This window comes from Kribbella shirazensis (genome assembly GCF_011761605.1).
GTDB classification, from domain to species: Bacteria; Actinomycetota; Actinomycetes; order Propionibacteriales; family Kribbellaceae; genus Kribbella; species Kribbella shirazensis.
This window is the reverse complement of the sequence record NZ_JAASRO010000001.1, coordinates 3,596,807-3,617,978: the sequence shown is the minus strand read 5'-3', so window position 1 is coordinate 3,617,978 and position 21,172 is coordinate 3,596,807. Positions and strand designations below refer to the sequence as shown.

At 69.5% G+C, this 21,172-nt stretch carries 20 protein-coding genes; 11 read left to right on the top strand and 9 right to left on the bottom strand.

Translation table 11 applies throughout. The features are described 5' to 3' along the window. The gene (locus tag BJY22_RS17700; RefSeq protein WP_167208159.1) at positions 1-1,866 is read right to left on the bottom strand and encodes a M4 family metallopeptidase; all 1,866 of its coding nucleotides are present in this window, start codon (positions 1,864-1,866) and stop codon (positions 1-3) included. Positions 1,867-2,104: 238 nt separating this feature from the next. Here BJY22_RS17700 and BJY22_RS17695 point away from each other — a divergent pair, with 238 nt between their 5' ends. Beyond that, positions 2,105-2,389: a hypothetical protein gene (locus BJY22_RS17695; RefSeq protein ID WP_475418530.1), complete on the top strand. Its 285-nt coding sequence runs from the start codon at positions 2,105-2,107 to the stop codon at positions 2,387-2,389. Between the two features lie 38 nt (positions 2,390-2,427). Further along, a complete protein-coding gene (gene glmS, locus BJY22_RS17690; protein ID WP_167208157.1) occupies positions 2,428-4,248 on the top strand; it encodes a glutamine--fructose-6-phosphate transaminase (isomerizing) in 1,821 nt (606 codons plus the stop codon). 94 nt (positions 4,249-4,342) lie between these two features. On the opposite strand, the gene glsA is transcribed toward glmS, so the two are convergent. After that, positions 4,343-5,770 carry a glutaminase A gene (gene glsA / locus BJY22_RS17685; protein WP_167208155.1) on the bottom strand — a complete coding sequence of 476 codons (1,428 nt, stop codon included), beginning with the start codon at positions 5,768-5,770 and terminating at the stop codon, positions 4,343-4,345. Between the two features lie 156 nt (positions 5,771-5,926). On the opposite strand from glsA, the gene BJY22_RS17680 reads away from it, so the two are divergent. Genes BJY22_RS17680 through BJY22_RS17670 form a run of 3 tightly spaced genes read left to right on the top strand, consistent with a single transcriptional unit; the run spans position 5,927 to position 8,021 of the window. Continuing rightward, entirely contained in the window at positions 5,927-7,042 is a 1,116-nt protein-coding gene (locus BJY22_RS17680; protein WP_167208153.1) for an L-talarate/galactarate dehydratase, read from the top strand. After that, entirely contained in the window at positions 7,027-7,725 is a 699-nt protein-coding gene (locus BJY22_RS17675; RefSeq protein WP_167208152.1) for an FCD domain-containing protein, read from the top strand. Before BJY22_RS17680 ends, BJY22_RS17675 begins: the two co-directional genes overlap by 16 nt. 26 nt (positions 7,726-7,751) lie before the next feature. After that, positions 7,752-8,021 (top strand): hypothetical protein, encoded by a 270-nt coding sequence (locus tag BJY22_RS17670; protein WP_167208150.1) that lies wholly within the window; start codon positions 7,752-7,754, stop codon positions 8,019-8,021. Here BJY22_RS17670 and BJY22_RS17665 read toward each other — a convergent pair. Next, positions 7,996-9,243, bottom strand: coding sequence for an enolase C-terminal domain-like protein (locus tag BJY22_RS17665; RefSeq protein ID WP_167208148.1), 1,248 nt, complete (start codon positions 9,241-9,243; stop codon positions 7,996-7,998). The genes BJY22_RS17670 and BJY22_RS17665 overlap by 26 nt on opposite strands. A 96-nt stretch (positions 9,244-9,339) precedes the next feature. On the opposite strand from BJY22_RS17665, the gene BJY22_RS17660 reads away from it, so the two are divergent. The 6 genes from BJY22_RS17660 to mmuM all read left to right on the top strand — a co-directional run bounded on the left by BJY22_RS17660 (position 9,340) and on the right by mmuM (position 15,563). Further along, positions 9,340-10,218: a LysR family transcriptional regulator gene (locus tag BJY22_RS17660; RefSeq protein ID WP_167208146.1), complete on the top strand. Its 879-nt coding sequence runs from the start codon at positions 9,340-9,342 to the stop codon at positions 10,216-10,218. A gap of 51 nt (positions 10,219-10,269) precedes the next feature. After that, positions 10,270-11,184: a 5-dehydro-4-deoxyglucarate dehydratase gene (gene kdgD / locus BJY22_RS17655; protein WP_167208143.1), complete on the top strand. Its 915-nt coding sequence runs from the start codon at positions 10,270-10,272 to the stop codon at positions 11,182-11,184. Further along, positions 11,181-12,560 (top strand): enolase C-terminal domain-like protein, encoded by a 1,380-nt coding sequence (locus BJY22_RS17650; protein WP_337758754.1) that lies wholly within the window; start codon positions 11,181-11,183, stop codon positions 12,558-12,560. The genes kdgD and BJY22_RS17650 overlap by 4 nt, the downstream gene beginning before the upstream one ends. Positions 12,561-12,631: 71 nt before the next feature. Continuing rightward, a complete protein-coding gene (locus tag BJY22_RS17645) occupies positions 12,632-13,735 on the top strand; it encodes an esterase-like activity of phytase family protein (protein WP_167208141.1) in 1,104 nt (367 codons plus the stop codon). A 45-nt stretch (positions 13,736-13,780) separates the two neighbouring features. Then, positions 13,781-14,707, top strand: coding sequence for an FAD-dependent oxidoreductase (locus BJY22_RS17640; RefSeq protein WP_167208139.1), 927 nt, complete (start codon positions 13,781-13,783; stop codon positions 14,705-14,707). Further along, the gene (gene mmuM, locus BJY22_RS17635; RefSeq protein WP_167208137.1) at positions 14,691-15,563 is read left to right on the top strand and encodes a homocysteine S-methyltransferase; all 873 of its coding nucleotides are present in this window, start codon (positions 14,691-14,693) and stop codon (positions 15,561-15,563) included. The genes BJY22_RS17640 and mmuM overlap by 17 nt, the downstream gene beginning before the upstream one ends. Positions 15,564-15,635: 72 nt before the next feature. Here the strand turns inward: mmuM and pdxR are convergent, their stop codons facing one another. From pdxR to BJY22_RS17605, 6 genes are all read right to left on the bottom strand, one after another. After that, complete coding sequence (gene pdxR, locus BJY22_RS17630) at positions 15,636-17,018, bottom strand: MocR-like pyridoxine biosynthesis transcription factor PdxR (protein ID WP_167208135.1); 1,383 nt, start codon at positions 17,016-17,018, stop codon at positions 15,636-15,638. Positions 17,019-17,099: 81 nt separating this feature from the next. Continuing rightward, positions 17,100-18,005, bottom strand: a complete 906-nt coding sequence (locus BJY22_RS17625) for a hypothetical protein (protein ID WP_238350387.1) — start codon at positions 18,003-18,005, stop codon at positions 17,100-17,102. Between the two features lie 55 nt (positions 18,006-18,060). Further along, positions 18,061-18,825: a hypothetical protein gene (locus BJY22_RS17620; protein ID WP_167208133.1), complete on the bottom strand. Its 765-nt coding sequence runs from the start codon at positions 18,823-18,825 to the stop codon at positions 18,061-18,063. Between the two features lie 13 nt (positions 18,826-18,838). Beyond that, the gene (locus BJY22_RS17615) at positions 18,839-19,189 is read right to left on the bottom strand and encodes an STAS domain-containing protein (protein ID WP_131346507.1); all 351 of its coding nucleotides are present in this window, start codon (positions 19,187-19,189) and stop codon (positions 18,839-18,841) included. Continuing rightward, a complete protein-coding gene (locus BJY22_RS17610; RefSeq protein ID WP_167208131.1) occupies positions 19,182-19,547 on the bottom strand; it encodes an STAS domain-containing protein in 366 nt (121 codons plus the stop codon). Before BJY22_RS17610 ends, BJY22_RS17615 begins: the two co-directional genes overlap by 8 nt. After that, the gene (locus BJY22_RS17605; protein WP_167208130.1) at positions 19,534-21,162 is read right to left on the bottom strand and encodes an ATP-binding SpoIIE family protein phosphatase; all 1,629 of its coding nucleotides are present in this window, start codon (positions 21,160-21,162) and stop codon (positions 19,534-19,536) included. The genes BJY22_RS17610 and BJY22_RS17605 overlap by 14 nt, the downstream gene beginning before the upstream one ends. Positions 21,163-21,172: the final 10 nt, after the last annotated feature.

Sequence of the window (21,172 nt, the reverse complement as noted above, 5' to 3'; positions counted from 1 at the left end):
TCAGCAGGCGACCGCGGCGTCCACGGTGAAGCCCTGGGCGGTGACGGACGAGTCGCTGATCAGGCGGACCACACCGGTCGGTGTGCCGATGCACGGCGACGTGGCGCCGTTGCGGTCGAGACCTGTGTAACGCGCGAGCTCGTTGCCGTTGCCGTCGTACACGATGACGTAGTCGAAGTCCTTCTCCGTGTCGAGCAGGCTGAAGTGGAACGCGAACCCGGCGGCGCCGTGGTCGTAGGTCCACGTGCAGTCCGCGTTGTTGCCGTACGGGTGCGGCGACTCGAACGGGATCTGCGCGTCGGGGTCACTCACACACGGCGGCGGAGGCGGCGTCGCCGGCGTACAACCGGCGTGGACGCCGACGGCCGCCCAGGCGGCGGAACCGGCGGCCCCGCCGACGGCCGCGGTGGCGTTGCGTGCGTCGCAGAAGTTCGCGAACTCCGGCAGACTGGTGAACGCCTGGTAGAACACCGACCGCGCGGTACTCAGGCCCATCGCCGGCACGGTCACGTCACAGTCGGCCGTGTGCCTGTGCCCGCTCAGGCTCCCGGCGCAACCGGCGTTCTTCCCGCCGTTGACCGCCAGGTAGTAGGCGTGGTTCGGGATGCCGCTGTTGGAGTGCACGCCGCCGTTGTCCAGTTCGGTGACGATGAACTCGCTGTAGTGGTCCGGATCGGCGTCCTCCTGCGGGTCGGCCATGTTCCGGAACCCGGGCCTGATGTCGGGCGAGAGGATGACGTCCTCGCCGATCAGCCAGTCCGGTGTCCCGGCCGGGTCACGCCCGTTCGCGGCGGCGTAGAACTCGATCGTATTGCCCATCATGTCGCTGAACGCCTCGTTCAGGGCACCGGACTCGTCCTCGTAGATCAGGTTCGAGGTGAACTCGGTGACGCCGTGGGTGAGCTCGTGCCCGACCACGTCGAGCCCGCCGGACAGCGGCAGGCAGGTCTTGTTGTCGCCGTCGCCGTACGTCATCTGCTCGCCGTTCCAGAACGCGTTGCAGTACCGGTTCGCGAAGTGCACGGTCGACACGATCGTCATGCCCTGGTTGTCGATGCTGTTGCGCCCGAACACCTCCCCGAAGAAGTCGTCGGTGACGCCTGCGTAGTAGTGCGCGTCCACGCCAGGCGCCTGACTCGGGGTCCGGAACGTGGGCAGGTTGAAGTTCCAGTGGTCGTCGGCGTCGGTCATGATCGTGCCGGGCAGGACCGCCTTGTTCATCGCGTCGTACGTCTCCTGCCGCCGGTCCTGCGAGCGCAGGTAGAACGTCCCGCCGATCCGCAGCGTGTCGAGCTGCTTGGTGTCGCCCTTGACGCCGACGCCGTCGCCGTGCGCCACAGCGTCGTACTGCTTCTTGACGGCGCCGCTGCCCGCGTCGACCCACTGCACCCAGCGCTGGTCAGGCCGCTGGCTCTCGACCTCGTGGAACAGCGTCCCGTCGCGTGGGTCGAGCCGCAGCGCAGACGACCACTTGCCGGCGCTGCCGACCCGCTTGGCCGCGATGCCCCGGGCGCTCGCCGCGGACACGGTGGCGCTGTTCTTCGCCTTCAGACCGGGGAAGTAGGCGCCGATCACGGCGTCGGTCCGGCCGGCCCTGTCGGTCAGGACGGTCAACTGGCCGCCGAGCACCGAGGCGCCGCCGACCATCTGCTGGTACCGCGTCTGGGTGCCGCCACCCGGCCGTTGGGCGGTCCAGAGCTCGACCATGCCCGGCGGTACGGCGAAGGCGCGTGCATCGGCTCCGGACAGGGCGATCGACCCGCCCCGGAGCGGTGTAGGGGCCACCTGCCGGGCGGTCGCTGTGGTGCCGCCGGCGGTGACAAGAGCAAGGACCGCGATCGCGGCCATGACAGTGGATCTGCGCATGACGGACCTCCCGAAGCGACGAGACATCGCCGGGCGGGCCGATCCACACACAAGCCCTGTCCCCGAGGGCCGGCCCGGACGGTGCCGGAACAAGTGCCGTTCGTAGCCATTCGTACGCCCACCGGGATCGACCGGCAAGATCCGGAGACCGACCGGTTTGCCGTTGATTCGTCAGGGAATTTGCCCGATTTCGGGCAGATGCTTTGCGTTGCCCCGCCAGAGACTGCATGGTTGACGGGTGATCAGTGAGGCGGCGGCCGTGGAACCGGTCGACGAGCTGGCCGAGCAGGTCAGCCGGACCACCGGACTTCCGGCGGATGTCGCGCGGCGCGTGGTCGCCGACGTACTGGCCTATTTCACCGAGACGACCGAGGAGTACGTCCGGCGCCGGCACCGTGAGCTGCAAACCTACGGCGCCCGCAACGACGAGATCTTCGCCCGCCTCGGTACCGAGCTCCGGCACTGGCCGGTCCGCTCACCCGAACTCTCCGCCCGCCAGCTGCGACGGATCGTCTACGGCTGACGGGCCGCTCAACCGAACCTACGAAGGGGCACCACTACATGTGCGGAATCGTCGGGTACGTCGGCAGCAAGCCGGCCGCGCCCATCCTGGTGGACGGCCTGGCCCGGCTCGAGTACCGCGGCTACGACTCGGCGGGGGTCGCCGTGCTCGGGTCCAGCGAACTGAAGGTGCACAAGGACGCCGGCCGGGTCCGTGAGCTGGAGGCGTCGCTGCCCAAGCGGTTCGGCGGCAAGCTCGGCATCGGCCACACCCGGTGGGCCACCCACGGCGGCCCGAGCAAGGACAACGCGCACCCGCACGCCAGCGGCAACGAGCGGATCGCGGTCGTGCACAACGGCATCTTCGACAACGCCGCCGCGATCCGCGCACAGCTCGAGGACGCCGGCGTCAAGCTGCGCTCCGAGACCGACACCGAGGTGCTCGCGCACCTGATCGAGCAGGCCGACGGCGACACCCTCGAGGAGAAGGTGCTGGCCAGCCTGCGCCGGATCGAGGGCACCTACGGCATCGCGGTGATCGACCTCGACTTCCCGGACCGGATCGTGGTCGCCCGCAACGGCAGCCCGCTGATCCTCGGCATCGGCGACGGCGAGATGCACATCGCCTCCGACGCGGCCGCCCTGATCCGCTACACCCGCCAGGTCGTCTACCTGGACGACGGCGAGCTGGCGACCGTCCGCGCCGACGGCTACCGCACGTTCACCCAGGACGCCTCGCCGACCACCAAGACCGCGAAGACGGTCGAGTGGGAGGCCGACGAGTACGAGCGCGGCCTGCACGAGCACTTCATGATGAAGGAGATCCACGAGCAGCCGGACGCCGTCGGCCGGGTGATCCGCGGCCGCCTCGACGAGCGCTTCCACACCGTGCACCTCGGCGGCCTGAACATGGACGCCCGCGAGGCCCGGGAGATCAAGCGGGTCAAGATCCTCGGCTGCGGTTCGGCGTACTACGCCGGCCAGATGGGCGCGCAGTTCATCGAGGAGGTCGCCCGGATCCCCGCCGACGCCGAGCCGGCCTCGGAGTTCCGGTACCGCAACCCGGTGGTCGAGCGCGACACGCTGTACGTCGCGGTGTCGCAGTCCGGCGAAACCCTCGACACCCTGGTCGCGGTGCAGGAGCTGAAGCGCAAGGGCGGTCGGGTGATCGGCCTGGTGAACGCGGTCGGGTCGAGCATCGCCCGCGAGGTCGACGGCGGTGTCTACCTGCACGCCGGCCCGGAGGTCTCGGTGGCGTCGACGAAGGCGCTGACCAACATGGCGGTCGGGTTCGCGATGCTCGGCATCCACCTCGGCCGCATCCGGGACGTCTCCCCCGCCGACGGCCGCCGGCTGATCGACGGGCTGAAGAAGCTCCCCGAGCACATCGCACAGATCGTCGCGCAGGAGGAGGAGCTGGCCAAGATCGCCGGGCGGCTGGCGCAGCACGAGAGCCTGTTCTTCGTCGGCCGGACCCGCGGGTACCCGGTCGCGCGGGAGGGCGCGCAGAAGCTGAAGGAGATCTCCTACCGGCACGCCGAGGCGTACCAGACGTCCGAGCTGAAGCACGGTCCGCTGGCACTGATCTCGCCGGAGGTGCCGAGCGTCGCGATCGTCCCCGACGACGAGCTGCTCGACCGGAACATCGGCGCGCTGCACGAGATCGGCGCCCGGTCCGGCCCGCTGTACGTCGTCACGCACCCGGGCGTCGAGGTCCCGGACGGGGTCGCGGCGAAGATCGTCGTACCGAAGAACGAGCCCGAGCTGGACCCGATCCTGCTGACGATCCCGCTGCAGATCATCGCGTACTACGCGGCCGTTGCCCTCGGCCACGACGTCGACAAGCCCCGCAACCTGGCGAAGTCGGTCACGGTCGAGTAGCGGACCGCCAGGCCATCACAATCGCGGCACCGCGGCCCCCGTCACGCTCGACGTGGCGGGGGCCGCTGGATTGTGATGGCCTGGGGATCCGCGATCAGAGCTGCTGGCCGGGCTGTGCGGCGCGCCGCGCCCCCGTGCCCGTGGTCCGCTCGCCATCGGTGCCGTGGACCGCACCGCCGGTTCCCGGCCTCGCCATGCCGGCCTGTGCGCGGTAGGCGGCGCTCGCCGCCTCCCCCCGGCGGTCGGCCGCGTTGAGCCCGCCGGCCAGTTGCCGCCCGCGCTCGGCGCCGAGGCCGCGGTACGGGTGCAGGCCGAAGTCGTTGACCAGCCGCTGGCACACCTCGACGCCGCGCACCGAGTTGCCGGCCGCGTCCAGCCGGGGCGAGAACGTGACCACCGCGAGCCGTTTCGACGGCACCACCAGCATCACGTTGCCGGACACACCGCTCTTGGCCGGCAGCCCGACCTGGTCGGAGAACTTCCCGGAGTCGTTGTACATGCCGCTGTGCCCCATCACGGACAGCACCCGCCCGGCGGTCTCCTGCGAGAACACCCGCTCACCGGAGTACGGTGAGACACCGCCGTTCGCGAGCGTGGCGCCCGCGGCGGCCAGCCGCTGCGCGTCCACCTCGAGCGAGCAGACCTGGAAGTAGAAGTCGGCGGTCCTGGCGGCTCCGTCCTCCCCGGAGGCCTTCAGCATGTCGGCGGCCTTCATCAGGCTGGCCAGCCCGCGGTTCCCGTCGCCCGTGGCCCGCTCCGCCAGGTACGTCTCCTGGTCGAACCCCGGCGCCCGCCCCATCATCCGCGTCCAGGTCTCCCGCACCGTGCGGAACCGGTCGCTCGTCTGCTTGTCGTGATCGACGAGCGCGAGCGTCGCCATCGCGCCGGCGTTGATCATCGGGTTGTGCGGCCGCCGCCCCTCACCGAGCGACAGCCGGTAGTCGTTGAACGTCCCGCCGCTCTGTTCCTGCCCGACCCACCGGTGCACCTCGGTCGACCCGAGCTGCTCGAGCGCCATCGCGTAGCTGAACGGTTTCGACGTCGACTGCACACTGAACCCGAGGTCCGCGTCACCGATCGAGAACGTCTGGCCGTCCGCCGTACAGATCGCGATCCCGAACCGCTCCGGGTCGGCGTCCCGCAGCGTGGGGATGTAGTCGGCGACCTGGCCGTCGCGGTTCGGCAGTACGTCGGCGTAGATCGCCTCGATGCCGCGCGCGAGGTCGCGGAACTCCGACGGCGGAACGGCCAGCTCACCGTTCAGCGCCCGCCGGATCAGGCCGTCACCGTGGTGCGCGATCGCGGCGTACTGCTGGTGGTCGAGCTCCACCGGCTGGGAGTCGATCCCGACCGGCCGCCCGTCGGGAGCGCGGACGTCGGCCATCGCCGCCCGGACCCGGGGATCGTCCGGCTGGATGCCGGCGCGGCCCAGCGCGCTGAGCAGTACCCAGACCGGAATCTTGTCGTCCGAGTCCTTGCCTGGCGTGCGGGACGGCGGAAGGATCCGCTCCGACATCTCCATGGCTGCTTCCTTCCCCAGAACAGAAGTGTGCGCGCGACCACGCTGTCGGCGGTGCAGCAGCTTCTCCGGCTCGTGTTTCCGCGCCGGTTCCCTGGCGTTACGGCGGCGTCAACATTCACTTGTCGTACAAGCTGACCACTTGTACGATCACCTGACATGGACCGCATCCGGCACGTGCAGCTCTCGTCCGTCGTCCTCCCGCTCGACCAGCCGATCAGCGACGCCAAGGTGCTGACCGGGCGGCAGCGGCCGATGACCGAGGTGGTGTTCCTGTTCGCCGAGATCGCGACCGAGCAGGACCAGCACGGGATCGGGTTCAGCTACTCGAAGCGGGCCGGCGGACCGGCGCAGTACGCGCACGCGAAGGAGATCGCGGCGAACCTGATCGGCGAGGACCCGTCGGACATCGCGAAGGTGTACGACAAGCTGCTCTGGGCCGGCGCCTCGGTCGGCCGGTCCGGCGTCGCGACACAGGCGATCGCCGCGATCGACATCGCGCTGTGGGACCTGAAGGCGAAGCGCGCGGGCCTGCCGCTGGCCAAGCTGCTCGGCGCGCACCGCGACTCGGTCCGCGCGTACAACACCTCCGGCGGGTTCCTGCACGCGCCGATCGAGGAGGTGAAGGAGCGCGCCTCGAAGTCGCTCGCCGACGGCATCGGCGGCATCAAGATCAAGGTCGGTCAACCGGAGACGCGGATCGATCTCGAGCGCGTCCGCGCCGTACGGGAACACCTGGGGGACGACGTACCGCTGATGGTGGACGCGAACCAGCAGTGGGACCGGCCGACGGCGTTGCGGATCGGCCGGGTGCTGGAGCAGTTCGGCCTGGTGTGGATCGAGGAGCCGCTGGACGCGTACGACGCCGAAGGGCACGCCGAGCTGGCGCGAGCGCTGGACACCCCGGTCGCGACCGGCGAGATGCTGTCGAGCGTCGGCGAGCACGTCCGGCTGATCGAGGCACGGGCCGCCGACATCATCCAGCCCGACGCGCCGCGGATCGGCGGCATCACGCCGTTCCTGAAGCTGGCGACACTTGCCGACCACAACGGTCTCCAGCTCGCGCCGCATTTCGCGATGGAGATCCATCTGCACCTCGCGGCGGCGTACCCGCGCGAGCCCTGGGTCGAGCACTTCGAGTGGCTGAATCCCTTGTTCAACGAGCGTCTGGAGACCGTCGACGGACGGATGCTCGTCCCGGACCGGCCGGGTCTCGGGTTCACCACCAGTGAGCAGTGCGCGCGCTGGACCGTCGACCGGTGCGAGTTCTCGTGAGCGGGTTGGCTGATCAGGTCGTCGACGAGCTGAAGCGGCGGATCCTCGACGGGCAGATCGCGCCGGGCGAGAAGCTGCCGGGTGAGAACGGCCTGGTCGCGGAGTTCGGCGTCAGCCGGACCGTCGTACGGGAGGCGGTGTCGCGGCTGCAGGCGGCCGGGCTGGTCGAGACGTTCCAGGGCCGCGGGTCGTTCGTGCTCGAGGTTCCGGAGCGTACGCCGGGACTGCGCGCGGTGCGGTCGCATCGCGACGTCCTGGACCTGATGGACTTCCGGATCGGTGTCGAGAGCGAGGCGGCCGGGCTGGCGGCGGTACGGCGTACCGGCCATCAGCTCAAGGGGATCGAACGGGCGCTGGACGACTTCCGGCGGGTGGGTGACGACCCGAGCCGCTCGGTGGAGGCGGACTTCGCGTTCCACCTCAAGGTCGCCGTTGCTTCGGGCAACCGGTTCTACAGCGACCTGATCGCCGAGCTCGGGCCGATGATGATCATGTTGCCGCGGACCCGGCTGGACCCGGCGTACGAGATGTCGGACCGCGAGCACCTGACGCGGGTGATCCACGAGCACGAGAACATCCACGCCGCGATCGCCCGCGGTGAACCCGAGGCGGCCCGGGCCGCGGCCCGCGTGCACCTGGCGAACACCCGCGACCGGCTGCGCGCTGACCCGCGGTCCCGGTAGATTTCCGGGGTCTCCGGGAGGTCGCCTTGGCGCAGTTGGTGCATGCCCGTAAGCCGGTGCCGCCGCGGCGGCGGGTCGAGTTCGGGGCGCCGATCCTGCTGGCTGTGTTCGCGTTCTTCGAGCTGCTCAACGGGGCCTGGCAGATCGCGGTCGGGTTGGCGATCGGTGCTGTGGCCCTGGTCCCGGTGGCGTTCGTGGTCGCCGGTCGCGCCCAACCCGCAGCGCACCGCCGTACTCAACGCCCTGTCCGCGAACGGCTGGCCCGTGTGACTACCAGCGCGCCGTGTTCGGGCTGAACCCCGGATCGATCGTCCGCATGTACGTCGTGTCGTCGCGCTTCCGGATCCCGCACGCCAGGTACTGCTCGTGCAACGCCCCCAACGCGTCGACGTCCAACTCGACCCCGAGCCCGGGACCGCGAGGCACCCGCACACTCCCGGACTCGAACGCCAGTACGCCGGGTTTGACGACGTCCTCCGTCTTCCACGGGTAATGCGTGTCGCAGGCGTACGTGAGGTTGGGCGTCGCCGCAGCGAGATGCGTCATCGCGGCCAGACTGATCCCGAGGTGCGAATTGGAGTGCATCGACAACCCCGTCCCGAACGTGTCGCAGATCCCCGCGAGCAACTGCGACCGCCGCAGCCCGCCCCAGTAGTGATGGTCCGACAGCACCACCTGGACCGCGTCCGCGAGCACCGCCGGCTTGAGATGCGCGAACGCGATCACACACATGTTCGTCGCCAGCGGAAGCTCGGTCTGCCGCGCCACGGCCGCCATCGCGTCGATACCCGGCGTCGGATCCTCCAGATACTCGAGTACGCCGGTCAGCTCCCGAGCGACCCGTACCGAGGTCTCCACAGTCCACGCGCAGTTCGGATCGATCCGCAGCATGTGCTCCGGGAACGCCTTGGCCAATGCGTGGACAGCCTCTGCCTCCTGCCCCGGCGGGAACACGCCACCCTTCAGCTTGATCGCCGTGAAGCCGTACTCGTCGATCATCTTCCGGGCCTGCCGCACGATCCCGTCCGGGTCGAGCGCCTCACCCCACGCGTCGGCCTCGCCACCTGGATGCGCACCCCACTTGTAGAACAGGTACGCGCTGAACGGAACCTCGTCCCGCACCGCCCCGCCGAGCAGATCCACAACGGGACGGTCCAGCAGCTTGCCCTGAAGGTCGAGCAGCGCCACCTCGTACGGCGACAGCACCACGTCTACCGGATCCTGCAGGTTGAGCATTCCGCCGACCTGCGCGCCGGCTGAGATCAGTACGTCGCGCACGCGCCGTCGCAGCCCGTTGAGGTCGAACACGTCGAGTCCAGGCAGGACGTCCGCGACCGCCTTCAGACGCAGGAGATGGTCGTCCGATGCATAGGTTTCACCGAGGCCGACCAGCCCGTCGTCGGTCCACACCTGGACGATCGTCCGGAGCGCATACGGTTCGTGCACGCCCACGACGTTCAGCAACGGCGGATCCGCGAACGCAACCGGGGTCAGTTCGATGCGCGCAACCTTGCTCACACGAGTTCCTTCTCTCGGCCGATTGCGTGAGCGTAGGGAGGGTGGATCATGCGTGTCCAAGGCCGATTGGGCATCGAGTGATACCTTTCGGGAATCATGTTCTCGCTGGATCAGGTGAGTGCGTTCGTCGCCGTCGCCGAGGAGCTGCACTTCGGGCGCGCCGCCGAGCGGCTGAACATGACCCAGCCGCCGTTGAGCCGCCAAGTGCAGAAACTCGAACGGGCAGTCGGCGCGCGCCTGCTGGAGCGCGACAACCGGAAGGTCGAGCTGACCGAGGCGGGACAGGCGTTCCTGGTCGAGGCGCGGCGCCTGCTGGCACTGGTCGAGACCGCGGGCGACCTCGCCCGCCGAGTGGATCAAGGAGCCGCCGGGACGCTGCGGCTCGGGTTCACCGCGACCTCCGCGATCCGCACCCTGGGTCCGTTGCTGCGGCGGATGTCCGAGGAACTGCCGGACGTCGACGTGATCCTGCACGAGCGGGTCACCCCCGCGCAGCTCGACGGTTTGCTGCGCGGCGAACTGGATCTCGGGCTCGGCCGGCCGCCGTTCGACTCCGACGTCCTCGCGTCCCGGATCGTGTTCCGCGAACCGCTGTGCGCTGTTGTCCCCGGCAACCATCGGCTCGGGTCACTCGGCCGGCCGCTGTCCGCCTCCGACTTCGACGGCGAGCGGGTGATCAGCTACTCACCGACCCAGGCCCGGTACTTCCACGAGCTGACGGTCCGGTTCCTCGCCGACGCGCATCCCCGGATCGAACAACGGGTGCAGCAGATCCTCACCGTGATCCTGCTGGTCGCGGCCGGCCGCGGGGTCGCGCTCGTACCCGCGTCGGCCCGCAACCTCGGCGTCGAGGGCGTGACGTACTGCGAGCTGGACGGCCCCGGCGACCTGGTCGAGCTGCATGCGATTTGGCGGCGGGACGCGAACAGCCCGGTGCTGCAGCGCGTGCTCACGATGCTCTCAGAGCATCATTAGATCCACAATCGATCTTGGACAGGTATCCGTCCGCGTTCCTACGCTGACCGCGTGACCCACTTCTCCCCCGCAGAACTCGCCGCGCAACTCAAGACCGGGCTGCTCTCGTTCCCCGTCACGGCCTTCCACGCGGACCTCAGCTTCCACGAGGCGTCGTACCGCGAGCACCTGTCCTGGCTGAGCCAGTACGACGTCGCGGGCCTGTTCGCCGCGGGCGGCACCGGCGAGGGGTTCTCGTTGACGCCGACGGAGATCGACACCGTCGTACGGACGGCTGTGTCGGAGGTGAACGGCCGGGTCCCGGTGATCGCGCCGGCGACCGGCGGGACCGCGTCGGCCGTGGAGGGAGCGCACGCCGCCGAGGCTGCGGGCGCGGACGGGATCCTGTTGTTTCCGCCGTACCTGACAGAAGCCGGTCAGCGTGGTCTGATCGAGCATGTGTCGACGGTGTGCCGCAGTACGACCCTCGGGGTGACCGTGTACAGCCGGGCGAACGCGATCCTCACCGACGTGACGGTCGCGGAGCTGGCGGACCGGAACCCGAACTTCGTCTGTCTCAAGGACGGTGTGGGGAACGTCGAGCAGATGACTCGGACGTACGCGCGGGTCGGCGAGCGGCTCACGTACGTCGGCGGGCTGCCGACCGCGGAGACGTTCGCGCTGCCGCTGCTGCAGCTCGGGTACAGCACGTACTCGTCGGCGATCTTCAACTTCGTGCCGGAGTTCGCGCTCGGGTTCTACGCGGACGTGATCGCGCAGGATCGTTCCGCTGTCTATCGGAAGCTGAACGAGTTCGTGCTGCCGTATCTGGACATCCGGGACCGGACCAAGGGGTACGCCGTGTCGATCGTGAAGGCCGGCGTCAACGCGATCGGCCGCAACGCCGGGCCGGTGCGCCCGCCGCTGCAGGACCTGACGGAGGACGAGGTGCGGCAGCTCACCGCGTTGATCGGCAAGGTCAAGTGACGCCGACGGTCGCCTCGGTGGAGGTGGTGCCGGTCGCCGGGTCCGACAGCATGCTGCTCAATTTGAGCGGGGCGCACGGTCCGTTCTTCACACGTAACGTCGTGATCGTGACCGACAGCACCGGGAACGTCGGGCTGGGCGAGGTGCCGGGTGGCGAGAAGATCGCGAGAACGATCCGCGACGCGGCCCCGCTGCTGATAGGCCAACCACTCATCCGGTATCGCAGCCTGCTCCGCTCCATCTCCACCACATTCGAAGGCAGAGATGCCGGGGGCCGCGGACTTCAAACCTTCGACCTCCGCACGACGGTGCATGCTGTAACAGGCCTCGAGTCCGCGCTGCTCGATCTGCTCGGCCAACATCTCGGCGTACCGGTCGCCGAATTACTAGGCGAAGGCCAGCAACGCACCACAGTCCCAGTACTGGGTTACTTGTTCTACGTAGGCGACGTGGAGCAAACGGATCTGCCCTACCGGATGGACGACGGTGGGGGCGGCGCCGACCGCGGTGCGCCCGGTGGGGGCGGTGCCGACGGTGGTGTTCGGGGTAGGGATCGGTGGTTGGAGTTGCGGCGGCGGCCTGTGTTGACTGCTGAGGCTGTGGTGGCGTTGGCGGAGGCGGCTCAGGAGCGGTATGGGTTTGTGGACTTCAAGTTGAAGGGTGGGGTGTTCGACCCGCACGTGGAGATCGACGCGGTGCGGGCTTTGCACGAGCGGTTTCCGGCCGCGCGGATCACGGTCGACCCGAACGGGGCGTGGCTGCTCCGGGAAGCCGTCGCGGTCTGCTCGGGGCTGGACGACGTACTCGCCTATGTCGAGGATCCGTGCGGCGCCGAGGCCGGGTTCTCCGGGCGGGAGACGATGGCGGAGTTCAAACGCCGGACCGGTCTGCGCACGGCGACCAACATGATCGCGACCGACTGGCGCGAACTGGCGCACGCGATCCGGACGGACGCGGTCGACATACCGTTGGCCGACCCGCACTTCTGGACGATGGCCGGGTCGGTGCGGGTCGCGCAGCTGTGCCACGACTTCGGGCTGACCTGGGGCTCGCACTCGAACAACCACTTCGACATCTCGCTGGCGATGTTCACCCACGTCGGCGCGGCCGCACCGGGCGACATCACCGCGCTGGACACGCACTGGATCTGGCAGGACGGCCAGGCGCTGACCAAGGAGCCGTTGCGCATCGCCGACGGCCAGATCGCCGTACCCACGCGCCCCGGCCTCGGCATCGAGCTCGACCGCGACGCATTGGCGGCGGCACACGGGCTGTACCTGGAACACGGCCTCGGCGCGCGCAACGACGCCATCGCGATGCAGTACCTGATCGAGGACTGGGAGTTCGACCCGAAGCGCCCTTGCATGGTGCGTTGACCGGGCGTTCATCTGCTGTTGTGCGGGATAGGTTTTGATCGCAGCTGTCGTCTCTTCCAAGGAGTTCCGGAATGCGCTGGCACAAGCCGCTCGCCGCAGCAGTTGTCCTGACCGCCCTCACCACGACGCTCACCGCATCGGCGACTGCGTCAGCCACTGGAGACAGGCCCGGCGGTGGTGGAGCGTGCTCACCCGACGCGGCGCTCCTCGGTTTCAGCGACGCGCTCGACAAGACGACGTACGACGGGCAACTGGTCGCCGGACTCTCGGCGCTCGACGTGACCGGGCCGCACAGCGCGGTCGCGCTGGTGGACAACGTCCAGACCAGCCCGGCCCGTGTGTTCGACCTGCGCGTGAACAGCGCGCCGACCTCGGTCAGCGTCGACGGGATGACGATCCTCAAGCGGCCGGACGGTACGCCGTACAACGGCGGCGACTTCGACGGTGAAGGACTCGTCGTCGAGCGGGGCGACCGGACCATCCTCGCGACGTCGGAGCGCGAGCCCTCGATCCGGCGCTTCCGGCTCTCGGACGGCAAGCAGACCGGCGAGTTGCCGGTCCCGGAGCGCTTCCGGGTCGCGCCGGCCGGTGAAGCGAGCAACAACGCGACGTTCGAGTCGCTCGCGGTCAGCCGCGACGGTCTCTCGCTGTACGCCGGGATGGAAGGGCCGCTCGCCACGGACGGGACCGACGCCGGCAACCGGTCGCGGAACCGCATCATCCGGTACTTCGGCCTGCCCGGGCACGAGTACCGGCCGGTCGCGCAGTACGCGTACAAGCCGGACCCGGGCCTCGCGCTGGTCGAGCTGGCGTCGGCGAGCCCGACCGAGCTGGTGTCGATGGAGCGGACGTACACGCCGGGCGTCGGGAACACGATCCGTGTGTTCACGGTCTCGCTGCGGCACGCGACCGATGTGACCAAGGTGGCGTCGCTCGCGGATGCGCCGGAGCAGGTCTTCCTGCAGAAGAAGCTCCTGTTCGACCTGGTCGACTGCCCGCCGTCCGGTGCGGTCGCCAAGCAGCCACAGCCGAACCCGTTGCTGGACAACGTCGAGGCGCTCACGCTCGGCGAGTACCTGCCGGGCGGGCGGCGGCAGCTGTACCTGCTGTCGGACGACAACAACGGTGCCACGCAGATCACCCGCTTCTACTCCTTCGCGGTCGACCTGCACTGAGGTCCCTGCCTGGCGTGATCACGGCGGTTGGGTAACACTGTGTGAATGCGCGTGATCGTGGTGGGTGCGGGCGTGATCGGGCTGAGCTGTGCCATCCGGCTCGCCGAGGGCGGGTACGACGTGGCGGTGTTCGCCCGCGATCTGCCGTTGGAGACGACGTCGTCGGTGGCGGCCGCGATCTGGTACCCGTACCTGTCGGCGCCGGTGGATCGGGTGGCGGGCTGGTCGCGGACGACGTACGAGGAGTTCGCGAAGCTGGCGGAGGTCGAGCCGTCGGTGCAGCTGCGGCACGGGCGCGAGTTCCTGGTGGAGCGGACGCCGGATCCGCGGTGGGCCGACGTACTGCCGGATCTGGAGCGGGTGGGGTCGCCGCCGGTCGGGTTCGCGGACGGGTGGTCGTTCACGTCGCCGGTCATCGACATGCCGGCGTACCTGCCCTCGCTGGTGAAACGGCTCGAGGCGGCCGGCGGGACACTGACGCGCGCGGCGCTGTCCGCGTTGCCGACCGGGGCCGATCTCGTGGTCAACTGCACCGGGCTGGGCGCGCGCCTGACCGCGAGCGATCCGACCGTGACGCCGGTGCGCGGGCAGGTGCTGACGGTCGAGCCGTGCGGGCTGACCGACTGGCTGGTCGCGGACCGTTCGCCGGACGAGCTGACGTACGTGATCCCGCGGCAGAACGACGTGGTCGTCGGCGGCACCAGCCAGCCCGGCGACTGGAACCTCACCGTGGACCCGGACACCACGTCGCAGATCCTCGAGCGCGCGGCCGAACTGGTCCCCCAACTCCGCAAGGCGAAGATCATCCGCCAACGCGTAGGCCTCCGCCCCGCCCGCCCTACGATCCGCTGCGAACTCGTACGAACAAGCGCCGGCGAACCGATCATCCACTGCTACGGCCACGGCGGCTCCGGCGTGACCCTCTCCTGGGGCTGCGCCGACGAGGTGCTGGATCTTGTCCGCAGCGTCTGACCGGCCGGTCATCCTCGACGGCGGTTTGTCGAACGCTCTCGAGGAGCGGGGGCATGACCTGTCGGATGCGTTGTGGTCGGCTCGGTTGCTGCGGGATGCGCCGGGGGAGATCGCGGAGGTGCATCGGGCGTACTACGAGGCCGGCGCGATGGTCGCGACGACGGCGAGCTACCAGGCCAGCGTGGTCGGCTTCGAACGCGCCGGAGTCGGACGCGCCGAGGCCGAACGCCTGATCACGAGATCCGTGCAGATTGCCCGCGCGGTCCGCGACGAGTTCCCGGGGCGGTTGGTCGCGGCTTCTGTCGGGCCGTACGGCGCGATGCTGGCGGACGGTTCGGAGTACCGGGGACGGTACGGCGTGAGCTCGAGGGTCCTGCGCGACTTCCACGGGCCGCGCCTCGAGCTCCTCGCCGCCGCCCAGCCCGACCTGCTGACGGTCGAGACCATCCCGGACACGGACGAGGCCGAGGTCCTGGTGCAGCTGCTGACCGAACTCGACGTACCCGCCTGGTTCTCCTACTCGATCGACGGTGACCGCACGCGTGCCGGCCAACCGCTCGCCGACGCCTTCGCCCTCGCCGCCATCGCCCAGGTAATTGCCGTAGGCATCAACTGCTGCAAACCCGCCGACGTCCGCCAAGCCGTCACCACCGCAGTCGCCACCACCGGAAAACCCGCCGTCGCCTACCCCAACCGCGGCGAATCCTGGGACCCGATCGCCCGCACCTGGATCGGCGACGGCACGACCCCGGCGACGTTCGCGCCCGAGTGGGCCGAGGCAGGCGTGGCGTACATCGGCGGCTGCTGCCGCGTCGGGCCGGAAGACATCCGGACCCTTGCCGCGGCTGTCGGGTAGTGCTGCGCGCCCCTGCCCTTCCTGCTTAAGTCTATCGGCATCCCTCTTCGCGAGCCCGAAGTTTTCCACAAACTAGACGCCGAGGACCTGGCAGAGGAGGTCCAGGGCTCCGGGGTAGGCGTGGTCGGGTGGGGTGCCGTAGCCGACGATGACTGCTTGGCGGGTGGCTGGGGTGGGGTTGAAGTGGTACGTCGTGAGGGTTGTGAGGCCGAGGCCCTGGCGGGCGGCCCGGGTGACGATGTCTTCGGCGTCTCCGGGGACGTCGAGCAGGACGTGCAGGCCTGCGGAGATGCCGGCGACCTCGACGGTCGGTGCGCGGACGGCGAGCAGTTCGACCAGGCGGTCGCGGCGGCGCCGGTAGTGCAGGCGGGAACGGCGTACGTGCCGGTCGTAGTGGCCGGAGGCAATGAACTCGGCGAGGACGAGCTGTTCGAGGGTCGCGGTCTGGTAGTCCGCGGTCCGTTTCGCCGCGACCACCGGCTCGATCAACCGCTGCGGCAGCACCATCCACGCGAGCCGCAGCCCCGGCGCGAGACTCTTGCTCGCCGTACCGGTGTAGACGACCCGCTCCGGATCCAGCGCCTGCAACGCCCCGACCGCCTGCCGGTCGTACCGGAACTCGCCGTCGTAGTCGTCCTCGATCAGCACCGCCCCGCTCTCCCGCGCCCATTCGACGGCGGCCGTACGACGCTCCGGCGCCAGCGGCACGCCTGTCGGCATCTGGTGCGCCGGCGTGAGCAGCACCCCGTCCCCGGCCAACCGATCCGTCCGCGCGCCCAGCTGGTCGACCGGTACGGCGACCACGTCCAGCCCGCGTGCGCGGATCACGTCCCGATGCAGTCCGTACCCGAACTCCTCGACGGCCACCGCCGTACCGCCGAGCGTCCTGATCACCTCGCTCAGCAGACTCAACGCCTGCACGTACCCCGAGCAGATCAGGATCCGCTCCGGATCGGCCCGCACGCCCCGTGCGCGCGCCAGGTAGTCCGCCAGCACCCGGCGCAACTCGATCCGGCCGCGCGGGTCGCCCAGCCCGAACGCCTCGTTCGGCGCCGCGGTCAGCGCTTTCCGCGCCGCCGCCAGCCACTCGGTCCGGGGGAACGTCGCCACGTCCGGCGAGCCCGGCGTCAGGTCGTACCGGAAACTACGGGCCTCGGGCAACGAAACGGCCGATGCCGGCGGTACGGCGGCCCGGTTCGCGACGACCGTCCCGGAGCCCTGCCGTGCCGTCAGCCACCCCTCCGCGACCAGCTGCCCGTACGCGTCCGCAACCGTGTTCCGCGCGATGCCGAGATCCCTCGCCAGCGACCGCGACGACGGCAGCCGCGTCCCCGCGGCCAGCCGCCCACTCCGGATCGACTCGTGCAACGCCCGCACCAGGTCGCTACGCCCTCGCGTCGCCGCCAGCTCCAGATGCAGATCCGCCCCCGCCGGAGCGGCCCCTGAATCCTCCATGACCGGACCTTATGCCGGGAGCCCGCCGGACGGGACTACCACCCGCCATCCAGCGCGATCCGGGCTGTTCGCCGAACCGTGCTACTCGCCGAACAGCGAGTCGAAGTCGAGAGTCGCCCAGCGGAAGTAGACCGGAGCGTCGAAGCTACCCGGGACCTTGCCGAGGCCGCGGATCACGGTCGCGGTACCCGCCGCGTGACCCACGGCGTAGAGGTGGGCTGTTCGGGTGTCCTTGTCGATGCCGACCAGCAGTGTGCCCTGGCTACCGCACTTCTCCGCGACCAGCGATTCGAACCCCTGCCAGGTCGATCCGCGCACCTTCTTCACCACCGGCTTCATCGGTGCGCTCGCCGGGATGTGGATGGTGTAGAGCGCACCGCCCTTGGTGGTGGCCAGGAAGGTGTCGTAGGTCGCCGTCTTGCTGATCAGCGCGATCGTCTTCACCGCGGAGAACCCCGGGGCCGACGCGAGTTTTCCCCAGGCGCCGTTGGCATCGCGGGTCCATCGGAACAGGACGCCGTCGTTGCGCAGGCCGTACTCGCTCGTCCGCGCCGAGCCTCCGCGGTACGGCACATAACGGGACTCCGCCAGAGCGATGAACGGTCCCCAGCCGCCACCGATGCGCTGAAGGCCGACCGATTCGGGGACCATGCTGTCGTACCGCGTGCGGTACAGCGCCGAGCCGATCACGACGTAGCCCTGGACCCGCAGGCCGCCTGGAGTCGGTTCCTGGACCATCGTGGTGCTGAGCCGCACCTGTCCGTCGGGATACAGGTCCCGGATCACGGTGGCGACGCCCCTGTTCGTGGGCGGCGTTGTCGCGACAAGATCCTGCCACTGGTGGTCGCCCGTCGCCGACACCGACCCCAAGCCCAACTGGCACTGTGCCGAACCTGTACTCGGCGTTCCGGCCGCCGTTCCGGGCAGCAGACCCGCCACAAGGACGGCCGCACCCAGCACCCCCATCGTCATCGATCCGTACTTCATCGAACTCCCCCTTGATTACCAAGCCTGATGCGATCGAGGAGCCGAAAGTTGCGTATCAGGCAGGCTGCTTGCGGTGGGTGAGGCCGCGGGCGCCGCGGACCGGCGCTTCCAGGAGGCAGATCGCGGAGCGGATCGCCGACGAGTGCCAGATGTTGCGCCATCGCGACCACTGGCGTCGCTTGTCCACGCAGACGACCTTCGTCTCGACAACTGCCTCCGGATGGCCGAAGTGTGCCGCGAGGTTGCCGAGGGTCTGACTCCAGAACCGGTCCTCCTGACCGTGACCGCCCATCGTGAGCGCCAACTCGAAGACGGGATCCGAGGCACGCATCAGAACCTGTGTCTGTACGACGGTCTCGTCGTCCTGTCGCACCGCGCTGAACGTGATCCAGCCCGCGAACATGTGGCCCTGCGGCGTCATCAGCGTGAACGACTCCTCGTCGGCGTACAGCACCATCACACCGGTCGACAGTTTGGTGCCGCCGGGCATCCGCAGGTTCAGGAGCGCGACGTCGCCGGGTTCGATACCGGTGAGCGGCGCGTAGAAGTGGTTGCCCGTCGGCCAGAACTCGGCGAACTGCCGGCGCCAGGTGGCGATCAGTTCGGTCGGGCCGATCCGCTCGGCCGGGAGCCGCAGCAGGTAGGTTTTCTGCCACATCTTCCCGAAGCCCTGGATCGGGCTGGTGAGCTGCCGGCCGTCCACGTTCAGGTTCAGGGCACCCTCCGGTACCTGGGAAACCTTCAGCCGCGAGACCGTCTTCGCCCAGTTGGCCGCGTCGCGGTTCGCCGCGGCCGGCTGCTCGTCGTTGCCGGTGGTCATGGTGTTCGCCCCTCTACGCCGCGCCGGCCGCTGCCAGCGCGTCCTGCTCGGTGTCGTGGATGCCGATCGCCTCGTCGAGACGGGTCAGCTCGAAGATCTGCCGGTAGTGCTCGGACAGGCCGTAGGCCAGGAGCCGTTGCGAACGCCGCCTGGCGCGCACCAGCAGCGTGACCAGCAGACCGATTCCACCGCTGTTCATGTACGACAGTCCGGCGAAGTTGAGGATGACCGCCGTGACGTCGCCCGCGCCCTCGTACGCCTTCATCAGGACGTCCTCCGAGCCCGCTGTCACGTCTCCCCGGATGTCGAGGACGCCGGCCGTCCCCTGCCGGCGTACGTCGAATGTCGCTGTTGCCTCAGCCATCTCGTTCCCCTCCCACGCCCTGTACGGCGCTGTCCTCGTCGTCCTCGATCGCCATGAAGTCGGCCAGCCTGGTGATCTCGAAGATCTCCCGGTAGTGGTCGCTGAGTCCGTAGGCCCGGAGCGGGATCCGGTGGCTCCGCGCCTTCGCGAGCAGGCCCACCACGAGCGCGATTCCGGTCGAGTTGATGTAGCCGCTGTTCTCGAAGCTGAGCACGACGGCGTCGGGTGGCTCGTTCGTCGCGGCGGTCCACGCTTCGTCCAGGGCGGATTCGGCCGCGGCGTTCAGGTCACCGACCAGTTCGATGACCGCCACGCCGTCCCGCAGCCGGACGTGGGCGAGCGCTTCACGTGTCGTCATCGTCGGCTCCTTTCTCCGGCACCGGTTCGAGGTGCATGACGAGTTCGACGACGTGGCGTTCTCCGGCGCTGGTCTCCCGCGCTTCGTCGACCATGTTCTTGATCAGGAACAGTCCCCAGCCGCGCGGCCGCTGCCGTCCCGCGAGCTTCGCCTCCAGGTCGGGTACTTCGGTCTCACCGGGAGCCGGGCGGTCGCCACCGAGATCGGCGACCTCGACGCGGACCTGGCGCGGCTCGCCGTACACGCGCACGGTGACGGGACGATCGGCGCGGTAGGAGTTGCCGTGCTCCATCGCGTTCATCGTGGCCTCGGCGACCGCGGTCTCGAGGCGGCGGAGGCGGGTCGCGGGGAGACCGAGCGGAGCGACCAGGCCGGCGACTCGTTCGAGTGCCAGCCGCTCGTTGCCCTCGACGCTCGGCACCTCGAACTCGGCGAGCAGTCTCGGACCGATCCTGCCGTTGGGGCTCTCGCTCCGCGTGGGCTCCCGTTGCAGCACGACCATCGTGATGTCGTCCTCCTGCTCCGCGCCGGGTCCGGTATGCGCGTGCAGATCGGCGAGTACCAGCTCGATCAGCTCGCCACCGCCCGGGTAGCGCGCCACCAGTTCCTTGAGCCGCGGGAAGCCGAACATCTGTCCCTGGGGGTCGTGCGCTTCCACGATGCCGTCGGAGTGCAGCAGCAGCGAGTCGCCGGGCGCGAGCAGGGTTTCGTGCTCCTCGTACGTCATCCCGCCCATCAGGCCCAGTGGCATGCCGCGCGCCCGCAGCTCGACCGACCCCTCGGCGGTCTTGACGTACGGCAGATCATGACCGGCGTTGGCGAACCGGAAGCGGCCGGTCGCCGGATCGAGAACGCCGTACAGGCAGGTGACGAACATCTTCGCGGGCATGTCCGGACAGAGGTGCTCGTTGACCCGTTCGAGGACCTGACCGGGCTCGATCAGTCGCTGGGCCGAGGCGCGCAGGACGCTCCGCGTGGCAGCCATCACGAGCGCGGCCGGTACACCCTTGTCCGTCACGTCACCGATCACGAAGCCGACCTGACCGTCGGCCAGCGCGATCACGTCGTAGAAGTCACCGCCGACTTCCCTGGCCGGCTGGTAACAGGCCGCGACCTGCCAGCCCGACAGTTCGGGCAGTTCCTTGGGCAGGAAGTTCTGCTGGATCAGCCGGGCGACCTCGAGTTCCTGCTCGAAGCGCTGGCGGGTCCGGGCCTCGGCTTGTTGCTGGCGGACCAGCTGGCCGACCCGCAGCGCGGGCGCGGCCTGCGCGGCGAGGTTGTCGAGCAGTCTGCGGTCGTCGCTGGAGTACTCCTGCTCGGAGCGGCGCGGCCCGAGGTTGAGTACGCCGATCAGCTCGCCCTGACTCACCAGCGGTACGGCGAGCTTGACGCCCGCGGCCTTGAGGTCCGCCAGGGCCGGCGAATCGAGTTCCAGAGTCTCCACGTCCACCGCACCGCTCGCGCTCTGCAGGTAGGCGAGGAGCGGGTCGTTCGGTGCGATGTCGACGGGCGCCGCCTCGTCGCCCGCGACCGCCCGCGCGGGCCGCTCGGGCGCGGGCCGCCCGGCCTCCGCGGCGTTTCGCCTGCGGAGTCGTCGGAGAGCGCTGTTCAACATCACAAGCCCT

Bases quoted from the DNA above. Each gene is read 5' to 3' on its own strand.
- BJY22_RS17605 (WP_167208130.1), bottom strand. From the start codon at position 21,162: ATGTTGAACAGCGCTCTCCGACGACTCCGCAGGCGAAACGCCGCGGAG.
- BJY22_RS17610 (WP_167208131.1), bottom strand. From the start codon at position 19,547: ATGACGACACGTGAAGCGCTCGCCCACGTCCGGCTGCGGGACGGCGTG.
- BJY22_RS17615 (WP_131346507.1), bottom strand. From the start codon at position 19,189: ATGGCTGAGGCAACAGCGACATTCGACGTACGCCGGCAGGGGACGGCC.
- BJY22_RS17620 (WP_167208133.1), bottom strand. From the start codon at position 18,825: ATGACCACCGGCAACGACGAGCAGCCGGCCGCGGCGAACCGCGACGCG.
- BJY22_RS17680 (WP_167208153.1), top strand. From the start codon at position 5,927: ATGGACCGCATCCGGCACGTGCAGCTCTCGTCCGTCGTCCTCCCGCTC.
- BJY22_RS17660 (WP_167208146.1), top strand. From the start codon at position 9,340: ATGTTCTCGCTGGATCAGGTGAGTGCGTTCGTCGCCGTCGCCGAGGAG.
- BJY22_RS17700 (WP_167208159.1), bottom strand. From the start codon at position 1,866: ATGCGCAGATCCACTGTCATGGCCGCGATCGCGGTCCTTGCTCTTGTC.
- BJY22_RS17645 (WP_167208141.1), top strand. From the start codon at position 12,632: ATGCGCTGGCACAAGCCGCTCGCCGCAGCAGTTGTCCTGACCGCCCTC.
- BJY22_RS17625 (WP_238350387.1), bottom strand. From the start codon at position 18,005: ATGAAGTACGGATCGATGACGATGGGGGTGCTGGGTGCGGCCGTCCTT.
- pdxR (WP_167208135.1), bottom strand. From the start codon at position 17,018: ATGGAGGATTCAGGGGCCGCTCCGGCGGGGGCGGATCTGCATCTGGAG.
- BJY22_RS17640 (WP_167208139.1), top strand. From the start codon at position 13,781: ATGCGCGTGATCGTGGTGGGTGCGGGCGTGATCGGGCTGAGCTGTGCC.
- glmS (WP_167208157.1), top strand. From the start codon at position 2,428: ATGTGCGGAATCGTCGGGTACGTCGGCAGCAAGCCGGCCGCGCCCATC.
- glsA (WP_167208155.1), bottom strand. From the start codon at position 5,770: ATGGAGATGTCGGAGCGGATCCTTCCGCCGTCCCGCACGCCAGGCAAG.